Consider the following 20,986-nt stretch of genomic DNA (forward strand, 5'->3'; position numbering starts at 1 on the left):
ATGAAAAGCGACCCGCGCCTTTTGACCGTAATCCTGAATTACCGCACGCCCGACATGACCCTGCAGGCCGTCGCGGCAGCGCTGCGCGCGATGGACGGGATCAATGGACAGATCGTGGTGGTAGACAACGCCTCCGGCGACGGGTCATTCGAGAAAATGCTTGCTCATGCGGATACAATCGGCTGGACCGCTGCGGGCCGGGTCAGGGTAGTGCAGTCGGGCCGAAATGGCGGCTTCGGCGCCGGTAACAACCATGGTATCCAGACCGGGCTGAGCGACGGCACCCGCCCAGATTACGTTTACGTGCTGAATTCCGATGCCTTTCCCGCCCCCGATGCGATCCGGCGGCTTATCGACTATCTGCAAACCCATCCTGAAGCCGGTTTCGCAGGCAGTTATATCCACGGTCCCGACGGCGATCCGCATCTGACCACTTTCCGCTTCCCGTCAGTTTCCAGCGAATTCGAAGCCGCGATCAGATTTGGGCCCGTCAGCCGGATGCTGGCGGAAAAGCGCGTTCCGGTGGATATCCCCGATCACACCCGGACGGTCGATTGGCTGGCCGGGGCCAGCCTGATGATGCGGCGCGAAGTGTTAGACGAGATCGGGCTTTTTGACGAAACATTCTTTCTCTATTTCGAAGAAACCGACCTGTGCCTGCGCGCCCGGCGCGCTGGGTATAGGACCGTTTTCGTACGCGAAAGCGAAGTCGCCCATATCGGATCGGTCAGCACCGGAATGAAAGAATGGCAACAGGTGCCCGGTTACTGGTTCGATTCCCGGCTGCATTATTTCACCAAGAACCATAGCGCGTTCTATGCCGCGCTGGCGACGCTGGCGCATCTGACCGGCGGCGTCCTGCACCGGCTGCGCCAATACCTGCGGGGCCGCCGCCCTGCCGATCCGCCTCATTTCCTGCGAACATTGCTGCGCCACGACATGGCTGCGATGTTCAAACCCCACCGCCACGCCGCGGAACCCCGCCTGACCGATCCAGTATCCCGGCCGGACGGTTCAGCAATCGTATCGGAGTGACCCCATGTCGACCTTTTCCAGCGTTCTGATTGGCAATGAATCCCTTGTGATCCAATGCGGGGAAATCCTGCGCGGCAAAGGCCACGCAATTACCGCAGTGATTACCCGAAACGACGATGTTGCGAAATGGGCAACGAATGCGGGATTGCGGGTCGAAGCACCGGGCAAAGACCTTGGCGCACGGCTGGGCGGCACAGCCGTTGACTGGCTGCTGAGCATCGCCAATCTGGATATCATCCCCGATGACGTACTGACCCTGCCTACCAAAGGCGCAGTGAATTTCCATGACGGGCCGCTGCCTGCCTATGCCGGCCTGAACGCGCCGGTCTGGGCATTGGCCGCGGGCGAAACGCAGCATGGCATCACCTGGCATATGATCGAAGGCGGTATCGACGAAGGGGACATTCTGGTTCAGCGCAGATTCGATATCGCGGAAACCGACACAGCGTTGACGCTGAACACCCGCTGCTTTGAAGCGGCGATCGACAGTTTCCCGGAATTGGCAGACGCCTTGGCCTCCGGCGCGCCACAGCGACAGAAACAGGACCTATCGCAGCGCAGTTACTTCAGCCTGTCGCGTCGCCCGGTGGCAGCGGGCCGTTTGGATTTCAACAAACCGGCGACCGAACTGGATGCGCTGGTGCGAGCGCTGGATCATGGTGAATACTGGAACCCGTTATTTTGTGCCAAGCTGGAATTGGCCGGGCAGATCGCATTAGTTGCCAAGTCATCGCTGGCCGATGGCAGTGGCACGCCGGGCGAGATATTACGGGTTGAAAAGGACGGTGTGACCATCGCCACCGGCGACGGTGCGCTGTGGCTCAGCGGGTTTCGCACCACAGACGGGTCCGATCTTGATCCTGCAAGGCTGATCGCAAAGGGCGACCTTCTGCCCAGCCCTGATGCGGCACTGACTGACCGTCTCGACAAAGCCCTGCAGCTGGCAATCAAGGGCGAAGCTGAGTATCGCAGCCTGTTCGACGACTTCGCGCCTGCCCATCTGGCGTTGACTGCAGTCAAGGCCGAAGGAATTCTGGAACACCCGATTGCCGTTGACGCCAACACCGCCATGACCGCGCTGGCGCTAATCGCAGGTCGATTGGCGGAAACGGATCACGTCGATCTGGCGCTTGGCCTGTCTGCCGACGCGCCAAATGGCTGCCTGATGTCCTGGGCCCCGGTTCGTGTGGATGCGCAGGGCGATGTCGAAGCCGCCACCGCAAGCTTCATTGCCTCATTGGACAAGGCCCGGAAATTCGGGCCGCCCCCGGCTGATATCATAGCCCGGCTGGCAGGCCATCCGCGTGTCGCAACACCGCAGATCGGGCTGAGCGACGAAGCAACGCTGATCCCCGGCACCGCAATCACCCTTGCCACCCAAGGCGGGGTCAGGTTGCTGGGCGATGCGGCACTGGTCACACCTGCCTATCTGGACCTGATGGCCAAGCGGATCGAAAAGATCACCGCCGGGACCGCGTCCCGGACCCCGCTGAAAACGCTCGACATCCTGCCCGACAGCGAACGCGACCTGATCCTGTACGACTGGAACGCGACCAAGACGGACTATGATCCCGATCTCTGCATCCACCAGATGTTCGAACGTCAGGTCGCCAAAACACCGGATGCCGAAGCGTTGGTCGTCGATGGTGACAGCCTCAGCTATGCCGAACTGAACACACGCGCCAATCAGGTGGCCTACAGGTTGCGCCAGATGGGCGTCAAACCCGGCACCTTGGTGGGCCTTTATACCCAACGTTCGCCCTATCTGCTGATCGGGGCTTTGGGCATTCTGAAAGCGGGCGGTGCCTATGTGCCTCTCGACCCCGCTTATCCCGCCGATCGCATCGCGCTGTATATCGAAGACAGCGCCTGTCCGGTGATTGTGACGCAGAAAGCCATGACGGCTGATCTACCCGGCCACAAGGCGCAAGTCTTGGCCTTGGATGCCGATTCCAATGTCCTGTCGGCACCGACCGACAATATCGACAGCGGTGTTCGGGGGGCCGACATGGCCTACATGATCTACACCTCGGGATCGACGGGGCGGCCCAAGGGGGTAATGGTCGAACACCGCAACGTGTCGAATTTTTTCACCGGCATGGACGACCGGATCGACCACAAAAACGGGGGCGTCTGGCTGGCCGTGACCAGCCTGAGTTTCGACATCTCCGTGCTGGAGCTGTTTTATACACTAGCCCGCGGTTTCAAGCTGGTGCTGTCCAGCGATGAAAACCGGGCGCTGGTGTCCAACGGGCGGATGCCGATGACCGGCAAGGGCATGGAGTTCAGCCTCTATTACTGGGGCAATGACGATGGCGTCGGCCGGGATAAATACGAAGTTCTGTTCGAAGGGGCAAAATTCGCCGATGAAAACGGATTCTGCGCCGTGTGGACGCCGGAACGCCATTTTCATGCGTTCGGCGGCCCCTACCCGAACCCGTCGGTCACCGGGGCAGCGGTTGCGGCGCTGACCAAGAACCTCGCCGTACGCGCCGGTAGCTGCGTCGCACCACTGCACCATCCCGCCCGAATCGCCGAGGAATGGGCGGTAATCGACAACCTGACCAACGGGCGCACCGGGATCGGCATCGCATCGGGCTGGCAGCCGCATGATTTCGTGCTGCGGCCGGAAAACAGCCCGCCTAACAACAAAAAGGCGATGCTTGAAACCATCGACACGCTCCGCCGCCTCTGGATCGGGGAAGAGGTCGAATTCCCGATGGCCAATGGAGACATGCACGCCGTTGTGACCCAGCCGCGCCCGGTGTCGAAGAAACTGAACGTCTGGGTGACCACTGCCGGCAATCCAGAAACCTGGAAAGAAGCGGGTCGGATCGGCGCCAACGTGCTGACCCACCTGCTGGGACAAAGCATTCCGGAAGTTGGCGACAAGATCAAACTCTATCACGAGGCGCTGCGCGAAGCGGGGCATGACCCCAAGGAATTCACTGTTTCGCTAATGCTGCACACCTATGTGGCGGATGACCGGGAACAGGCCCGCGAAATCGCCCGTGGTCCGATGAAGGATTACCTGAACTCCGCCGCTGGCCTGATCAAGCAATTCGCATGGGTTTTCCCGGCCTTCAAACGGCCCGAAGGGGTGAGCAACCCGTTCGAGCTGGATCTGGGTACGCTGGACGCCGAAGAACTGGATGCGATCCTTGAATTCGCCTTCCTGCGGTATTTCGAAGATTCCGGTCTGTTCGGCACCGTTGAGGATTGTCTCGACCGGGTCGAGCAACTGAAACGGATCGGCGTTGATGAAATCGCTTGTCTGATCGATTATGGCATTGGAAAGAAAAAGGTTCTCAATGGCCTGATCTGTCTGGCCGAGGTTCTGAAACGGTCGAATACTGAAGTCGAACTGGACCATGACGATTTTTCCATCGCGGCCCAGATCGTGCGCCATGGCGTGACACATATGCAATGCACCCCGTCAATGGCGCGCATGATTTCGATGAACGACGAAGCCCGCGCCGCGCTGAACCGGGTACAGCATCTGATGATCGGTGGCGAAGCCTTGCCCGGGGCCTTGGTTGAAGAGTTTGCCGAAATTACCGAATCCGACATCGAAAATATGTACGGACCGACCGAGACGACGATCTGGTCGACCACCGAAACTGCCAGTGCGGCCCATAATGTGGTAAATATCGGCACGCCCATCGCCAACACCCAAGTCTATGTGCTGGACGAGAAATTGCAGCCAGTGCCAGTCGGCGTTCCGGGCGAACTTTATATCGGTGGCGATGGTGTGACCCGCGGCTATTGGCAACGCGAAGACCTGACGGCGGACCGTTTCGTCGCCGATCCGTTCGTGAAACCCGAAAACACTGCACCCGGCGGGGCGCGCATGTATCGAACCGGCGATCTGGTCCGCTGGCGCGCCGATGGCAAGCTGGATTTCATGGGGCGTGCCGATCATCAGGTCAAGCTGCGCGGCTACCGTATCGAACTGGGCGAAATCGAAGCGGTAATGACCGATCACCCCCATGTCACCCAAGCGGTCGTTATCGCACGCGAAGACACGCCGGGCGTAACCCGGTTGGTTGGCTATATGACCACTGACGGCCATGTAGAAGAAACCGCGCTGCGCAAACGTCTGTCTGCGGTTCTGCCTGAATTCATGGTGCCGACCACGTTCCTTACGCTGGATGTGTTCCCGCTGACCCCGAACAAGAAAGTCGACCGCAACGCCCTACCCGCCCCTGAAACCCAGCAAGCCGCGGCGAAAAGCGCTGCCTTTGTTGCGCCGGAAAATTCGGTGGAAAAAGAAATTGCCGATATCTGGGCACGCATTCTGGGCCTGCAAACCATCGGATCGCGCGACAATTTCTTTGAACTTGGCGGACATTCTTTGTTGGCCGTGCAGGCGCATCGGGAAATCCGCAAAAAATTGGGCGCGACCAAGCTCGGTATCACTGACATTTTCAGGTTCCCCGTTCTTGCGGCCCTGGCGGGACGTGTTTCGGAAACATTGGGCAAAGCACAGCCAAAGGCACCCGAATCGGCGGTCGACAGTTCGGTGCGCGACGATGCAATGTCCCGACGCAAACAAATGCGCGCGCGTCGCATGTCGCGTAACGCTGAATGAACAGCGACCGCATTCGCCACAACCTGATTCAGGTTTTCGGCAACAAGATCGGGATCGGTCAGGCCGATCCCAGATCACAAGATCACGACCTGATGCCAGAAGAACAAGCGGCCGTGGCGAATGCAGTTCCCAAACGACTCCGCGAATTCGCCGCGGGCCGGGCAGCTGCCCGTACCGCTTTGTTCGAACTGGGTTTGCCACAAGTCGCCATTCCCGCAGGTGCCGACCGCTCGCCGATCTGGCCCGAAGGTTTTACAGGTTCTATTTCTCATACCGAAACCATCTGTATGGCCGTTGCGACCAAAATTCAGAACTGCAAAGCGATCGGCTTGGATATCGAACCCGCCGAACCGTTGTCTAGCGACATATGGGATATCGTTCTGACCAACGAAGAACATAATTTGCTCAGGCTGTTGCCGGAAAAACTGGGCGGCATTCAGGCTAAGAAGATTTTTTCCATCAAGGAAGCAACTTATAAGGCGCAATATCCCGTCAGTAACATGCTATTCGATTTTCAGACTCTGCATGTGGATCTGCGCGGAAACAAATTCGTTGCAAAATTCTGCAGGAACGTGTCGCCATTTGAAATCGGCGACACCATCCACGGCGGGGTTTTCGAACAGGACGGTCACATCTTTTCTGCTGCCTTCATTCCCAATTCCTGAACCCGCGCCAACCTATTCCGGGCAATGCGACTCACATCGTTCGACATGATTTCATGTCGGCCCTGATTCGCCCTGAATACGCAGCCGCCTTCTTCTGATCCAGGCGAGCGAATTTGAGACATTTTGGATTCCGGCTGAAATGTCGAAACCCCTCTTCGAATGATACTAACGGGCGGACAATACCTGCTTTTGACGACGATTGATCAACCTGCAGGGAGAATGCAAAACTCAGCCGTCGATTTCGGCGTATCTATTTGTAAATAAGGAAAAAATATGGCGCAAAAAGTCGTTTTAGAAATAGACTGTTTCCACAAAATCTGGCCGAATTATTGGTAAATTTTGACCCGATCTGTTAGATTGTGACGCAATCAAGGCATGATCTCGACCCCGGTTGGAATCACATTCTCAAACGTCTCCAGTAAGCGGTCCCGCAATGAACACATTTCTCTCTCTCTCTGGTCTACAGCGCGTGCTGAAACGGCGCATGCTGGTGATCCTCAGTGTGTTCATTTGCGGGACGCTTTTGGCGTTGTTAATGGCGATCAGCCGTCCTGCGGTTTACGAAGCAACCGCCTTGGTTCAGATCGAAGCGCCGAAAATCACCACAAACCTTGCCAATGGCGGCACGGTCACCACCAGCAACAATCGGTTGAAGCTGATCAAGCAGAAGTTGATGTCGCGGGATAGTGTGATGGCGATCGTGGAAAAATTCGACCTGTTTTCCGATGATCCCACCGTATCAGAATCGACCAAAGTGGGTCTGCTCAGAGATTCAGTACAGTTGAACGATTTGGTTGATCCGGCCCAAGCGTGGCGACCTGATGTACAGCCATCCGGGCTGTCGATCACTGTCCGCATGGCCGACGCGCAGCAAGCAGCAGATATTGCAAATGAATTTCTATCCCAGGTTCTGGTAGAAGGAAAAAAACGCAGTGAAAGCCGCGCCACCCAGACTCTGGCATTTTTCGAAGCTGAAGAAGATCAGGTTGGGGCGGAAATCGAAACCTTGTCCCTGGAATTCGCCCGCTTCAAGGAACAGAACGCCGCGTCCCTACCGACCAATATGACCGCGCAGCGCGAACGGCTGGCTCAGTTGAAAGAATCGCAGCTGGAAATTGAAACCCGTTTTGTCGGATTGGAAACCAACACCGCCCGACTGCGCACGGAAGAACGTCAGCGACAATCTGAAGTTCTGCAGCAGCAGCTATTGCTAGTCGAAAGCCGCATCACCGAGATCGAAAAAGCGCTTTCTGATGCCCCCGAAGTAGAGCGGCTCTACAACGTGATGGACCGCGAACTGGAACAGCTGCAGGGTCGCTATGAAGCAATAACCCAGCGCCGCACCGAAGCGGCAATGGCGCAGCAACTGGAACGTCAGGATCAGGTCGAAAGATTTGAAGTTCTGGAAACAGCGCTGGTCCCGGAATATGCCGTATCTTCAGGCAAGTCCAAGCTGGTGATGGCCGGTGCCATTGCATCCATGATGGCCGGGCTAGGAATCGCCGTTATGTTTGAAATGCTCAGCCCGGTTTTGCGCACCAGCGCCCAAGTGGAACGGGAACTGGCGATCCGACCTGTCGTGATCATTCCGACGCTGAAAAAACCACGCAGCGGTTTTCGGCAACGGATGGGGCTGGTCAGCGCATTAACTCTGGTCATCGCATCTGTCCCGCTTGCGGTGAAAGACCGGGTTGCCGAACTAATGTCCAACGCGACCTGAATCCAGAACTGTCGGTGCATAGCCGTTCACATACTAATATCAGCACCGCCGCGGCGCGGTGTCTGTTCCCGGGCGGCGTTTAGTAGCCGTACTCTTCGCCCGTGGCGTCTTCAGCTTTGTTCAGCACGACACCAAGCAGCGGGCAATCGTCGCCTAAGCGGCGCATGACCTCGCGCACCTGCGATCCTGTAGTGGCGGTGCCGTCGATCACGAGAAGGGCACCATCGAAATTGTCCCGGAATGCCATTACATCGTCATGTGCCAAGGCTGGCGGCAGATCGAATAGCATGACATCCGGTTTCAGAGCCCGTTCCATTTCTTCGATACAGATTCTGGTTTCGGGTTCCTGCAACAATTCCGAAGAAAATTGTTCCACTCTGTCATTCATCGCGATCGCCAGATTGGTACCGATGTTCAGGTCATTTTCTGCAAAGCGGTGAAACTGCTCTGTCATAGGAACCAACCCACGCAGGTAATCACCGATGCTTCCCACATCCTGTTCCTCCAATGCCTTTGCTATGCTGGGATTGCGCATATCCATATCCATGAGAACGGTACGGCAGTTCTCGTATCGCGAAAGCGCAATCGCAAGATTTATCGACACGAAGGTTTTGCCGCAATCCCGGGTCGGCGATGTAATCGCGACCCGTTTCCAGCCATGTTCATTCAGCGCTTGGAACAACCGCGCACGCAACACGTCGAACGCGGCGTTCGACGGGTCCTGACGGCGGGCGGTAATGATCAGGTTGCGATCCATCTGCAAGGGGTTGGCGGTGATACGGGAAAGCAACGGCCAATAGTTGGGACCTGCTTCGGGTTCTGGAACAGGCTGTTCGATCACAGCCGCTTCGGGAACCCGGTCTAACGCATCGTAATCCTGTTTGGTCACCTCATCCGGGTCAAACCAGATGAAGGCTTCGCGCAGCGCCTTTTCTTCCGATTCGACGTCGGACTCAGACAGGTTTTTGGGCACCAGAAATCCGGACGACTTCGGGTTTTGCTGCCGCGTCTTCCGGCGGTATCGTTTGGTCTGCTCTACCATCTGGACTTTCCCCGTTTATCGGGATGCTCTTTTCGGCAATTCAGTGAATCACACTCATACTCAACGTCAGAAAACCCGACAAACTGGGCAAAATTAAGCCTATCACAAGGCTAAAGCCCGAACAGGTTGGCCTGAACGATACCGCGTTCCGCAAAACGAACCGGATCTGTTTCCGGTTGCCATCCCAACAGGTTCTTGGGATGCCGGTTGTCAAACGGTGAAAAATGCGCCCGCGATTTCCAGTCGCTCAGCGAAGGCCGCACAACCCCTTTCCGGCGCAGCACTTTCGTCTTTAACAGGTATTTCACTGCATCTGACATCCAGAATGCCTTCAGGTTGCCGGGGCGGACCTTTATTCTGGCACCAAGCGTCGACTGAATGGCGTCGAAATAGCCACGCGCCGAATAGATCGGTTCCCCGATCAAGTTGAAGCTTTGACCGACCGCTTCGTCTTTTTCCATCATCCGGATCAAACCGTCCGACACATCATCGGCCAGAACAAAGGGCAGAATATGTTTGCCATCGCCCCAGATCCGCACCGCGCCCGCGCCGTGCCAGCGCCCAATACCCCAATGCTGCAACGGTCCACCTTTACCGATCACGATCCCAGGTCGCGCAATGACCAACGGCAATCCGCGTTCTTCATGCATTTGCATCAACCGCTTTTCGCATTCAGCTTTGGACCGGGCATATAGATTGCGGTCCGACATATCGCCGAAATCGGTATCCTCTGTAATTGTCACCGACGGGTCCGACATGTCGAAAGATGCAATCGTGCCGGTATAGATCAGCCGCTTGACGCCGGCATCCAACGCCGCTTCGGCGACTCGCACAGCAACGCCGACGTCGTTTTCCAACGCGGCATCCCATGTCTTGTCCATAGATTTGGCCAAGTTGAAAACCGCGCTGATCCCCTTCATCGCGCGGCGTAACCCGTCTTCATCCTTCAAGGACACGGACACGGTTTCGACGTGGTCTGCAATATCGTCGAACGGTCCATATTGGCCGCGACTCAACACCCGCACGTCATAGCCGCGCGCGACAAGCGTCCGGGTCAGGTTGCGCCCGATGAACCCTGTACCGCCAATCACCATGACGGTTGGGTTCGGGGTCCCCCTGACGGGCACCGCTTCGACCGGGTCGGGCATCAGGGTCAGTGTATCATCGATGGCCTGCATCACATGCAATGCGGCGTGGCCCGTATAACGAGGATCTTCGGTTTGATCGGCGCGCAACGCGCCATAAACCGCATCTACTGTGCCGCGGAAGCTTAGCCCGTACGGCGATTTCTGGTTCAGGGAAACGAACTGCCGTGCAGCATTCACAACCCCTTCGCGCAGATGCTGCCCGGCCATTCCCATCTGTTTCAGAAATGGGTTCAACACCAGATCGGCAGCGTTGTCCTGTGCGATCACCAGCGTATCGGCCGCGTAATCCATCCGCGCCACGCCTGACGAGCCGCGCAACGTCAACGAACGATCATCATGGGTTTCCACCAAAGACAGGTTGATCGTCACATCAACATCCCCTGCCTTGGCAATCACGCGCCAGGATTGATGCCGCACCGCACCACCGGGCAAGGTGATCGGTTGCCCCAATTCCAGATGCGACACCTGCAAGGGCCCGAATAAATCGACCGCAAACGCGAAAGGATGCGGGCCAAGTTCCAAAAGCAGGTTCCTGGCCTCACGCAACAGCCAAATGCCATAAGGCCCCGACCGCAGCGGGGCGAGCGGAAAACACCAGTTGATCTCGACCGCCGAAACACGCCCGATTTTTCCGGCTTCTTTCGCCGATTTCAGCCGACGATAGGCAGGAATGCTTAGAAAGTTATGCCCGGCGGCAAACCGCACCCCGTTTTGGTCTGCGGCAACGACCATTTCCCGCGTGTCCTTGGCCGAAAGTGCGACGGGTTTTTCCACCAGGCAGTGCAATCCGGATTGGAAGCAGGTCAGCGCGATACCTTTATGTAAATCAGGCGGGGTCAGGATATGCACCGCATCGCAAACCTTGGCCGCAATCATGTCCTCGACCGACTCGTAAGCCGGCACGCCATACCCATTGGCCATATCCTGTGCCGCAGTCCGCGAAACATCGCAGATACAAGCCAGTTCGGCATCCTGTGCGGCGCGGATCGCATCGGCATGCCAATTGGCAATGTAACCGGCACCAATAATGCCTACTCGGATCGGGGGGTTGGTCACGGGAATTCCTTCCTCACTTATATTCGATAATGCGCATGGCGCTGCCACGGATTTTCCGCAGGTGATAGCGGGCCATGCCGATCAGATTGGGAAATTTGGAAATGCTCAGGTAGACCGCTTGGCGCAACGCCATTGATCGGCCTAATCCTTCGCGCTGCAGACCCCGGACGGTCCGAAGGTAAGACAGGGCATAGACCGCCAGCACTCCGATCAAGTAAAGCGGGGCGGTGAAGACCAACGATAGCAGCGCAATAGTCGGCAGAGCACCACCATAAAGAATGACCCGCCGCCGTTCCTTGACGAAATAGTCAGGATGCAAATCTCCGACTTGTGCAAACCCATGACCGCTACGCACTGCGCGCTGCCACCATTGCGAAAACCGGGTCATCGCCGCATCGTGCCGGGTCATCGGCTGAGGCAGGCGAATGATCCGGCGTCCGGATTTGCGTATCCTTGTGCAGAATTCATCATCTTCGGCCGCGACCACAGTCGGGTTGAAACCGCCCACAGCATCGAACACGTCGCAACGCACCATCATGTCGCCGCCGCAAGCCGCGATTTCGCCCGCCGGTCGGTGCCATTCGAAATCAGCTAGGACGTTGTAGATGCTGACATCCGGGTGGATTTCGGAACGCCAGCCGGTGACAATACCCAACTCCTCCTGACCCTCGAATTCGCTCAAGCCCGCCGCGATCCATCCCGGTTCAACACCGCAATCCCCATCGACGAACTGCACAAAATCGGGCAACCCACCCGGCTTCAACGCTTCGAAACCCGCATTGCGTGCCCGCGCGGCGGTGAAAGGAACAGAAGTGTCCAGCTCGACAACCTCGACCCCCAAATCACGCGCCGCCTGTACCGACCCGTCAGACGACCCGCTATCGACATAGACGATGCGATCCAGTTGATCCTTCAGCGTTGTCAGGCAACGGATCAGGCGATCCCCCTCGTTGCGGCCAATCGCGACCGCGGCAATTGTCGCGGTCATTCTGGCGACTCCGGTCGTTTGTTTTGCGGCGGTGTGCCGTTCAGATAGCTGCGGATCAAGGTCCCCAGCCATGTCGCTTCGGTGGTGATATTGAAATCCGTCATCACTTTCGCCCGGCCTCGTTGACCCATCTCATCCGCCTTGCCCGGGTTGGACAATGTTTGCGAAATGGCCCGCTGCAACGCCGGTGCATCGCCCGGCGGCACCAGAATGCCACTTTGCCCTTGTTCGACCAGTTCCGGGATGCCGGCAATTTGCGTCGTCACCACGGGCAGTCCCGCCGCCATCGCCTCCATCAGAACTACGGGGACGCCTTCGGCAAAGCTGGGCAGGACCAGCGCATCGACCTGTTGCAGCATCGCGGCCACTTCGGATTGCGATTTGTACCCAATGAAATCCACTTGCGACGCCAATCCCGCCCTGTTCGCCTCTGCCTCCAGCGCAGCCCGTTCCGGCCCGTCGCCAATTACAGTCAAATGCAGGTCGGGGTATTGTTCCAACACCCCGATCATGGCTTCAAACAGAACCGGCAACCCCTTCACCGCCGCCAGTCGTCCGACGAAAAGCAGGTGATTGCCTTTTCGCTCGCTTTGCCCGGCGTAGCGTTCGGGATCGATCCCGCAATGGACGATATGCATACGGTTCCAATGACCGCGATCGGCAAAGCTCATCCCCTGCGACCGGCAAAAATCGCTGATACATGCCGTGAATCTGGCCCGCGCGATTTTTTCATCCAGACGCCAGCGTATGGGTTCAAAAAAAATGTCCGGGCCATGCAGTGTGAAACTGTAGGGAATGCCGCTGAGTTCATGACACAGCATCGCCACGGTGCAGCTGGCCTTGGCAATGTGGTTGTGCAGATGCTGCACACGCTTGTCCTGCAGATACGCTGCCAGAACCACCGCTTCGGCAAAATAAAACAGCTGGTAAAGCGTTGCCTTTGCCCCTCCAGGTGAGGTCTTCAACGCCAGGCGCAGCGCTCGAAAATAGGCTGCGGGTCGGCGCAGCGCCCGCATATGAGCCCGCAGGCTGATCATTGGTTTGGCGGCGGCGCTGAGCACATAAAAAGTGTTCGAAGCCTCCTCGCGCTGTTCCGGTCCGACCAGATGTTCCACACCTGTGCGCCGAATTGACGTTGTTTCGACCTCGAACCCCTGTTTGCGCAACTCTGCCACTTCACGCTGAATAAACGTGTCAGTAGCGCGCGGATATTCTCCGGTCAGATAAGCTATGCGCGTCGGCTCAGTCATGACCACCCTCCAACGCTTCTTGCATCAGAGCTTCAAAATCGGCTTCGGGCTGCCAACCCATGTCCTGCAAACGCCGATTGCTATATCGTTTCGGCATCATCCGCGCCCGCAATACCGGCACACGCAAGAGACCCGGTCGACCTTTCCAACGCTCAAGACACCGCGCCGCAATCTCAAACATACGCAAAGGTATGGAAAAAGTCAGCCTGGGCCATCCACCCCGTTTCAGCGCCGCGATAAATCGGTTCCGGTCCGGCAAGTCGCTGTCCACGACATTCACAACACCCGACACGCCCTGCCCCACCTGTTCGGCAGCCAATATCAGCGCCTGCGCCGCATGGCGAACATGACAGAGCGGGATTTCGCCGCTATTCCCGATCCGTAGCAGAACCGGACCCAGACCGATGCCAATATGAGCGTTCCAGACCTGTCCCGGCCCATAAATCGCACCAATCCTCAGGATTTGCAGCGGCAATCCGGAATCCGCCGCAACAGTGGCACACAGCATTTCCTGGGCGATCTTGCCCCTACAATAGGCGTCACGTTGATCCGCGCGGTCATCAAGCGGGCTGTCTTCGTTAATCACATCGCCTTCGTCCAGCCGCATACCGGAATAAACCGACATCGAGCTTGCCAGCACAAGCGCAGGCGGCTTCTGAGCCGACAAGCACGCTGAAAGCAACGCTTTGGTCGCCTCTACCGTATCGCGTTGCTGCGCGGCATCGTCGCCCTCCATCGACGCGGCCAGATGCAGCACAACATCCACATCCTGTGGAAATACCGTCAACGAATTGAGGTCACTGGTGATAAATTTCACGGAATCAGGCCAAGTTTGCAGAGTAACCGTTCGATCCCGGACCACGGCAGTAACCTCATGACCGGCCGCAACTGCATACGAAACCGTATGACGTCCTACATATCCTGATGCCCCGGTTATCAACAGCTTCAGAGCGCCCATGTCATCGGCTCCATCGGGTCACATCGCGTGGTCATATCCTGCGCACCAGCGTGATCGCCCGCGTTCTGGATCGCCAACGTTACCTCGTTCAGGTGCAGGGCGAAATCCGACGACAACCTGCAAGGACGCCGTTCGGCAATCGCTTCCAACATCTCGACCGGTCCCAGCGCAAAATTCATCGATGCCGCCCCCCAGCGCCCAACCATCGGGTGGGTAGGTCCGGGCAACGACACCCGCCGACCAATGGGACTATCAATCAGCCGCCGCCGAATGCGGAAACGTTTATGGAATTTCACCGGCGCGCCATTGGCCCAGGCCTTTTTTACCTGCAACACGCCATTGTCGCCGATCACCCTGATCTGATGATCATGTTGCGCGACGATAGAGCAGGTCAGCCGCACCATCGGACCAGTTTCGAAAAACAGTGTGGCGACAGAAAAATCCGGTGCGGCGTCAGCAACACCTTTCTTGTCCGGAATCGCCTGCCCCGATGCGGCAACGACCCGGCGAACCGTCCCGAACATGGCGATCAGCCAGCTAAGATAGTATCCGGCATGTTCCAAGGTGCAGCCGACCCGGAATTCATCCTCGAATGGCCAAGGTGCGCCGCTTTCACTGATCCAGGATTCAACCGGAGCTTGCGGAATGAACCCGTCATCCAGTTCCGCATAGATCAACCGGGGTTTACCAGCGATATTGTTCCGAACCGCATAGGCCAGCGTCTGCGCCGCCTGGCCCAGCACGCTGCAGGGGGCGGAAGCCAACAGTAAACCCTTTTCCGCCGCTAAACGGTGAAGTTCACGAGCCTGATCCATCTGCATCGCCAACGGCTTTTCCGAATACGTGTGGAATCCGGCCTGCAAACAGGCCCGGTTAACGTCAAAATGCGCATCAGGATTTGTCAGGTTTAACACAACGCCATCGCGCGGCAACGTAGCAAAGAGATCTTCCACGGCGGTGAAACGTGTGACCCCCCAATGGGAACAGAATGCCTCTGCGCGATCCGGATCTATATCGAAGGCGCCAACCACCTGCACGTGCGGCACGCTTTGGAGCGATCGCATATAAAGGTCCGCGACAAAGCCGCAACCGATCAGCGTCACCGCCGGGCCTTGTATAGTCTTACTGCTCATCCTGCACGTCTGCCTGTCATTTTGCGGCCTTTCTGATCATAGGATCATGTCAACAGTTTGTCGCGCTTATAGCGCTGACGGGGAAATGCTGTCTGTGCAACACCGCGATTGCCTGCTAGCCATTTCAATAAGCCATTCGGGCAATTTCAGGTATTTTTTAGGAAACCGGCATGAAATTCTGGGTTGGAACCTATGAAATAGACATCAACATCGCCAGTCAGGCGGCGTTGGAACGGGCAGTCGAGGACCGCTTTAACGACGATCAAGGCTTTGCCCTTGCGACGCTCAATATGGATCACTTGGATAAACTACGCCGCGACAGCGCATTCCAAACCGCTTATGCCGCGCAGGATTTGGTTGTGGCAGATGGCAATCCCATCGTCTGGATGTCGAAGCTGGCAGGACGACCGGTCGACCTTATGCCTGGATCCGACCTCGTGCTGCCGCTCACGCGACTTTGTGCGGCACATGATGTGCCGATGGCGTTGGTGGGCAGTACGCAAGACAGTCTGGAGCGAGCGGCCGATGTGTTGCACCGACAGGCACCCGGGCTTCAGATCGTTGCCTGCATCGCGCCTGCCTTCGGGTTCAATCCTGAACGAGAAGAAGCCAGACGCATTCTGCATCAGGTTGCTTTGTCGGGCGCGCGATTCTGTTTCCTGGCTCTTGGGGCACCTAAACAGGAACGCTTTGCTGCACTTGGGCGCGAGTTGACGCCACATATCGGATTTGCGTCGGTCGGAGCAGGTTTGGATTTTCTGTCCGGATCACAAACTCGCGCACCGCGATGGGTGCGAAAATTGGCGCTGGAATGGCTGTGGCGTCTGCTATCCAGCCCAGGACGCTTGGCCGGGCGCTATGCCCGAAATTTCGCTGTCCTGCCAGGGCATGTGCTGCGATCAGTGGTCCGAAAACAGCCTTTATAGATGCCGCGCCGGAACGGGCCTACGTAACAGCAAGGCATCCTTGATCCGGCCCTTCAATCCACGGGACGGTGGGATTTCGTGATCCCTCTCGAACACGGTGCCGCTTAGCGACGGATCATGCCATAAAGCCATTTCGGCCCCCCAAATTGCGGATTGGGCGGGGTCCAGCCCGTCAGGCACGCCAATCTTTGTCGCCAGCATGCCGGGCATCCAATCATTGATGACGATATCCGGAAACCGGTCGCCCAGATCGGCCAGCGCTGCGCGGGTGAAAATGCGCGCCGCCCCTTTGGACACGGAATAGGCCGCACTGGCAGGCAACGGGAACATATCCGCAAATGTTGATACATTTACGATGCGGCCAAAGCCGGTCTGCGCCATGCTCCGCAAGGCCGCTTGGGTACAGGCCACCACGCCACCTAAATTGACCCCAACTGTCGCCATGAAACTGCTTGCTGTTTCATCCAGCAGATCACGGCGTGGATAGACTGCGGCGTTATTAATCAACAGCACCGGATCACCCAGATCCAGTGTCAACTTTTCAAATGCAGCATCTACTGCGCGAGAATCGGACACATCGACTTGAAACGGGTGAAACGCTGCTCCGGCCAATTCAGCGGTCTGTTGCAGCCCCTCTTCACCACGCCCAAACCCCGCGACAGTTACACCGCGCCGGACCAGTTCCACGCTCAAGGCTCGACCCAAACCGGCACCGGCACCTGTAACCACGACAACGCCTTGCAGCAACCTGGGGTCATTCCGCGACATCGGCTTTCCTTTCGAATTGATCAGCAATATGATCGGCCACCCGCAATGCATTCGCTGCAATCGTCAGGCTGGGATTGACTCCCATCGAGGTCGGAAACACCGACGCATCGGTAACGTAAAGGTTTTCCAGCTCATGCGCCCGGCAATCGGGATTCAGCACGCTGGTTTCAGGATCATTGCCAAATCGCAGCGTACCGCAGGGGTGGCCGAAATTCAGCTCGGGCTGGAACCCCAGAAACATGCGCCATTGTCCTTTGAATGCCCGACGGATCAAACGGCGAAATTTGCGCCGACGGGTCAGCAGTTCCCTGGAAATCGTGTAATCGAATCGGATCGCATCCGGATCATGCGGATCCAGCAGAACCCGGTTTTCGGCATAGGGCAGGTCCTCCAACAGCCCGACATAGATTTGCGCATTGCCAAACAGCTTGACCGCGATAAGAGCTGGGATTCGGGTCAGTTCCTTCAACAACCTGAACCGGCGCATAAAAGAGCGCTCTATCAGTTGCTTCAGGTAATGCACGATTTCACCATATGACACATCGATCCCCATCGCCTGCACCATACCCAGACGGTCGCCATCAACATGATAGAGATCGCGAAAGCCCAGCGATTTGCTGAGCCCGTCGGCCGCAGCGGATTTGCCGGGCCAGACCGCAATCATCTCGTTGAGGTGAAACATCAAGTTGCGCCCAACCATGCCATTGCTGTTGGCAAGCCCACCCTCTTGCGATTCCAGCAGCAGTCGGGGTGACCCAAATGCACCCGCCGCCAAAACGACAATTTTAGCCGAGAACGTCACCACCTTGCCGTTCCGTTCCGCCTGCAGCCCGGTTATGCGCCCGTTTTCGGAAACCAGCCGTCGCACTGCGCAGCGATCCAGCAGCGCTGCGCGCGCCGTGTCCAATGCCGGTTCCACCCCGGCCGAGCGGCCATCCATTTTACACGCCCTTGGGCATTTGAAACCCAGGCATGACTTGCAGCCCTCAACCCGCCGCAAAGCTGAATGAAGTTGATAGGGGTGCAATCCACGCGCGCTCAGACGGTTTTTCATCCCCCGATCAGATCCCGACATCGGGGCCGGATCGCGCAACTTGGCACTTGGAAATGCGGCCAGCGGATCGGGTTCGCCGCCGACGCTGAACAGGTCTTCAGCCTGATCGAAATAGGGCCGCATCTGCGCATAAGTCACCGGCCAGCCCCGGGTCGGGTGCGGCTTGTCCGGATCGTCGTCCAGATCGTGCGGTTCGGGACGTTCCAATGTCGCGGCATAAAACACCGACGACCCGCCGACTCCGCCGCCAATGGGTCCAAAGAATTGGCTTGCCCGACCGTCTACCCGGGCCTGCATCGGGGTTGGCCAGAACCCACGGATGCTGCGCGCAACCGGGTCGAACATTTCCAGATTCAGCGCGGTTTCCTCGGCCCGGTATCCCTCAGGCCCCTGTTCCAGAAACAACACCCGCAGCCCGCGTTCGGCCAATCGTCGCCCTGCCATACCGCCACCAATCCCGGTGCCGACGACAATCGCGTCCCAAGTTTCGCCAAGGGCGTCGTCTAATGTCATCCACCCCCCCTTTCGAAAACCGGCCTGAACAACGGCGCGACCAACGCAGCCCCCGCATTGTTCAGGTGATTGTTGTCGAAATAGACCACCTCGTCCCCAGACCAGATCGAACAGGTTTCAGCATCGCACAGATAGGGACGCGGATCGAGAAGCGTGGCGTTTTCCTCATTGGCGATGTCCCGCAACATCGGGTCCGAGCTTGCCTGCCGCGCCGCAACCTCACTTAGCGGGATCGAATAGCTCGCCTCAAGCCCGGCTCCGCGGCCATGCGCCAGCCGCCGTGCGGTCCGTCGGGAATCGTAAAGCGCGAGTTCGGGAATTTGCCGAAGGATATAAACCTTTGCATAAGATCCGATTTCATGAACCGTCTGTCGTAAAAGATTGCGCAATGTCCCGGATCGCGGATTGCCCTCCGGCAGCAATGTAATCGTGTTTGGCACGTCGCGCCCCACACCACGTCCTTCGGCGTAATAACTCCACCGCCCGATAAGCACGACATCCCGAACGCCCAGCGACGGCAGGGCCTGCCGGATACGGACGTTATCCGCACTGCAGGCGGCATCTTGCGCCGGTGTTGCAGAGCTTTCTCGTTTCTTCACACCGAAAACCGGCGGGCATCCAGCGTGCCAGATAATCAGGCCCGGCGTTCCGCTCCGCATCGCTTCGGCTGCAATCCCGTCCATCAGGGCACGCAAATGGCTGTCACCCCAGAACAACACTTCCGGGGCGCCCTCGGGGCCGATGGTACAGGTTTCGACCCCGGCGAGAGGCCCGGTATCAGAGACTTTACACCGGCTCCAATCCTGAATGAAATCAGCCGACGCATCGACATGACTGCGAATATCGGCAGGGAACCGGCCCGGGAAACCGTTCGCCTTGAACACCACCGCGCCAATACCCAGCGTTACCAGCGACAAAGCGGCAACTCCTGTCACGGTTGCTGAAAACCCCATCCATGTAGCATGGCGGGTGGGGCGTTCCACGAAACGCCATGACAGCAGCGCCAGCAGCACCGACAACGCCATCCATCCCGCAGACTCCAACGGCCCGGAATAGGTTTCGACGACATATTTCGAAAATACCGCCACTGGCCAGTGCCACAGGTAAAGCGAATAGGAAATCAGCCCAACGAACACCACCGGCCCTGACCGCAACAAACGGTTGACCACATTGTCATCCTGCCCGTTCAATAAGATCAGTACCGTGCCCAAGGTCGGGATCATCGCCCAAGCCCCGGGAAATCCCGGCCCGGCATCAATGAAGATTACCGCATAGAGAAGCAACGCCACCCCGACAAAGGATAGTGCCGGATGCAGGGCCCAATCGCTCCGCGCCTTGTAGCCCCAGATTGCCAATAATACGCCCGCCAGCAATTCCCATGCCCGGAACGGGAACAGGTAAAACGTCGCCGTGGAATTGGTTACAGTGAAGACCACGCAGGCGAGCAGCGATACTCCAAAGGTCCCCTGCAGCACTGGCGACAACCAGCGCCGCCGTCCGATCAACAGGATCAACAGGGGCAGGAACAGATAAAACTGTTCTTCCACCGCCAGTGACCAGGTGTGCAACATCGGCTTTTCGTCGGCGGCAGCGTCGAAATAGCCCGCCTCGCGGTAAAACTGCACATTCGATAGATATACTGTCGCCGCGATCAGGCTTTTGCCAAATTCGCGGTATTCGAAAGGCAATAGCACCTTCCAGGCCACGACGGACACCACCAACACCATGCTGAAAAAGGCCGGAGCCAAACGTTTGAAGCGACGCAGATAGAACCGGTGCAGCGACACACGGCCGGTCTGGTCCAGCTCTGACCACAGCAAACCGCCGATCAGAAAACCGGAAATAACAAAGAAAATGTCGACCCCGACGAACCCACCGCCGATGCCCGGGACACCGAAATGATAAAACACCACCGACAACACCGCGATGGCGCGCAACCCATCGATTTCTGGCCTGTATCCGTTTGAAACCATTCGCTGTTTCTTTAGCCCCTAATACATCGCAAAGCGTTGACTGGTTTTCATCCACCACGACGGCACTTTGCGGCGCAGCATATAGCTAATTGCGTCAGGAATCCGGCCAGAATCGATAATTTGCAAGAGTTTTCCTAATCTTCTGGACCTTATTCAACGTCACCTT

General features: G+C 57.6%; 14 protein-coding genes. 5 read left to right on the plus strand and 9 right to left on the minus strand.

Going from position 1 to position 20,986, the window contains the following annotated elements; all coding sequences use genetic code 11:
* From VOI23_RS02910 to VOI23_RS02925, 4 genes are all read left to right on the plus strand, one after another.
* Positions 1-1,035, plus strand: coding sequence for a glycosyltransferase family 2 protein (locus VOI23_RS02910; RefSeq protein ID WP_323781259.1), 1,035 nt, complete (start codon positions 1-3; stop codon positions 1,033-1,035).
* 4 nt (positions 1,036-1,039) lie between these two features.
* On the plus strand, positions 1,040-5,626 hold the full coding sequence (locus tag VOI23_RS02915; RefSeq protein WP_323781262.1) for a MupA/Atu3671 family FMN-dependent luciferase-like monooxygenase: 4,587 nt from the start codon (positions 1,040-1,042) through the stop codon (positions 5,624-5,626).
* Positions 5,623-6,291, plus strand: coding sequence for a 4'-phosphopantetheinyl transferase family protein (locus VOI23_RS02920; protein ID WP_323781269.1), 669 nt, complete (start codon positions 5,623-5,625; stop codon positions 6,289-6,291). The genes VOI23_RS02915 and VOI23_RS02920 overlap by 4 nt, the downstream gene beginning before the upstream one ends.
* 433 nt (positions 6,292-6,724) lie before the next feature.
* On the plus strand, positions 6,725-8,011 hold the full coding sequence (locus VOI23_RS02925) for a Wzz/FepE/Etk N-terminal domain-containing protein (RefSeq protein WP_323781279.1): 1,287 nt from the start codon (positions 6,725-6,727) through the stop codon (positions 8,009-8,011).
* Positions 8,012-8,090: 79 nt separating this feature from the next.
* Here VOI23_RS02925 and VOI23_RS02930 read toward each other — a convergent pair whose 3' ends face one another.
* The 6 genes from VOI23_RS02930 to VOI23_RS02955 all read right to left on the minus strand — a co-directional run bounded on the left by VOI23_RS02930 (position 8,091) and on the right by VOI23_RS02955 (position 15,586).
* Positions 8,091-9,053, minus strand: a complete 963-nt coding sequence (locus tag VOI23_RS02930; protein WP_323781282.1) for a CpsD/CapB family tyrosine-protein kinase — start codon at positions 9,051-9,053, stop codon at positions 8,091-8,093.
* A gap of 110 nt (positions 9,054-9,163) precedes the next feature.
* Positions 9,164-11,257, minus strand: coding sequence for an NAD-dependent epimerase/dehydratase family protein (locus VOI23_RS02935; protein ID WP_323781285.1), 2,094 nt, complete (start codon positions 11,255-11,257; stop codon positions 9,164-9,166).
* 13 nt (positions 11,258-11,270) lie between these two features.
* Positions 11,271-12,245 carry a glycosyltransferase gene (locus VOI23_RS02940; protein ID WP_323781288.1) on the minus strand — a complete coding sequence of 325 codons (975 nt, stop codon included), beginning with the start codon at positions 12,243-12,245 and terminating at the stop codon, positions 11,271-11,273.
* Positions 12,242-13,495: a glycosyltransferase family 4 protein gene (locus tag VOI23_RS02945; RefSeq protein WP_323781291.1), complete on the minus strand. Its 1,254-nt coding sequence runs from the start codon at positions 13,493-13,495 to the stop codon at positions 12,242-12,244. Before VOI23_RS02945 ends, VOI23_RS02940 begins: the two co-directional genes overlap by 4 nt.
* Complete coding sequence (locus VOI23_RS02950) at positions 13,488-14,453, minus strand: NAD(P)-dependent oxidoreductase (RefSeq protein WP_323781295.1); 966 nt, start codon at positions 14,451-14,453, stop codon at positions 13,488-13,490. Before VOI23_RS02950 ends, VOI23_RS02945 begins: the two co-directional genes overlap by 8 nt.
* Complete coding sequence (locus VOI23_RS02955; RefSeq protein WP_323781298.1) at positions 14,441-15,586, minus strand: Gfo/Idh/MocA family oxidoreductase; 1,146 nt, start codon at positions 15,584-15,586, stop codon at positions 14,441-14,443. Before VOI23_RS02955 ends, VOI23_RS02950 begins: the two co-directional genes overlap by 13 nt.
* Before the next feature lie 170 nt (positions 15,587-15,756).
* Between VOI23_RS02955 and VOI23_RS02960 the strand changes: the two genes are divergently transcribed.
* Entirely contained in the window at positions 15,757-16,512 is a 756-nt protein-coding gene (locus tag VOI23_RS02960) for a WecB/TagA/CpsF family glycosyltransferase (RefSeq protein ID WP_323781301.1), read from the plus strand.
* Here VOI23_RS02960 and VOI23_RS02965 read toward each other — a convergent pair.
* Genes VOI23_RS02965 through VOI23_RS02975 form a run of 3 tightly spaced genes read right to left on the minus strand, consistent with a single transcriptional unit; the run spans position 16,507 to position 20,820 of the window.
* On the minus strand, positions 16,507-17,280 hold the full coding sequence (locus VOI23_RS02965) for an SDR family oxidoreductase (protein WP_323781304.1): 774 nt from the start codon (positions 17,278-17,280) through the stop codon (positions 16,507-16,509). The genes VOI23_RS02960 and VOI23_RS02965 overlap by 6 nt on opposite strands.
* Positions 17,267-18,847: a GMC family oxidoreductase gene (locus VOI23_RS02970; RefSeq protein WP_323781306.1), complete on the minus strand. Its 1,581-nt coding sequence runs from the start codon at positions 18,845-18,847 to the stop codon at positions 17,267-17,269. Before VOI23_RS02970 ends, VOI23_RS02965 begins: the two co-directional genes overlap by 14 nt.
* Complete coding sequence (locus VOI23_RS02975) at positions 18,844-20,820, minus strand: acyltransferase family protein (protein WP_323781310.1); 1,977 nt, start codon at positions 20,818-20,820, stop codon at positions 18,844-18,846. The genes VOI23_RS02970 and VOI23_RS02975 overlap by 4 nt, the downstream gene beginning before the upstream one ends.
* Positions 20,821-20,986: the final 166 nt, after the last annotated feature.

It is taken from the genome of Thalassovita sp., from assembly GCF_034670005.1.
Classification (GTDB): Bacteria; Pseudomonadota; Alphaproteobacteria; order Rhodobacterales; family Rhodobacteraceae; genus Thalassobius.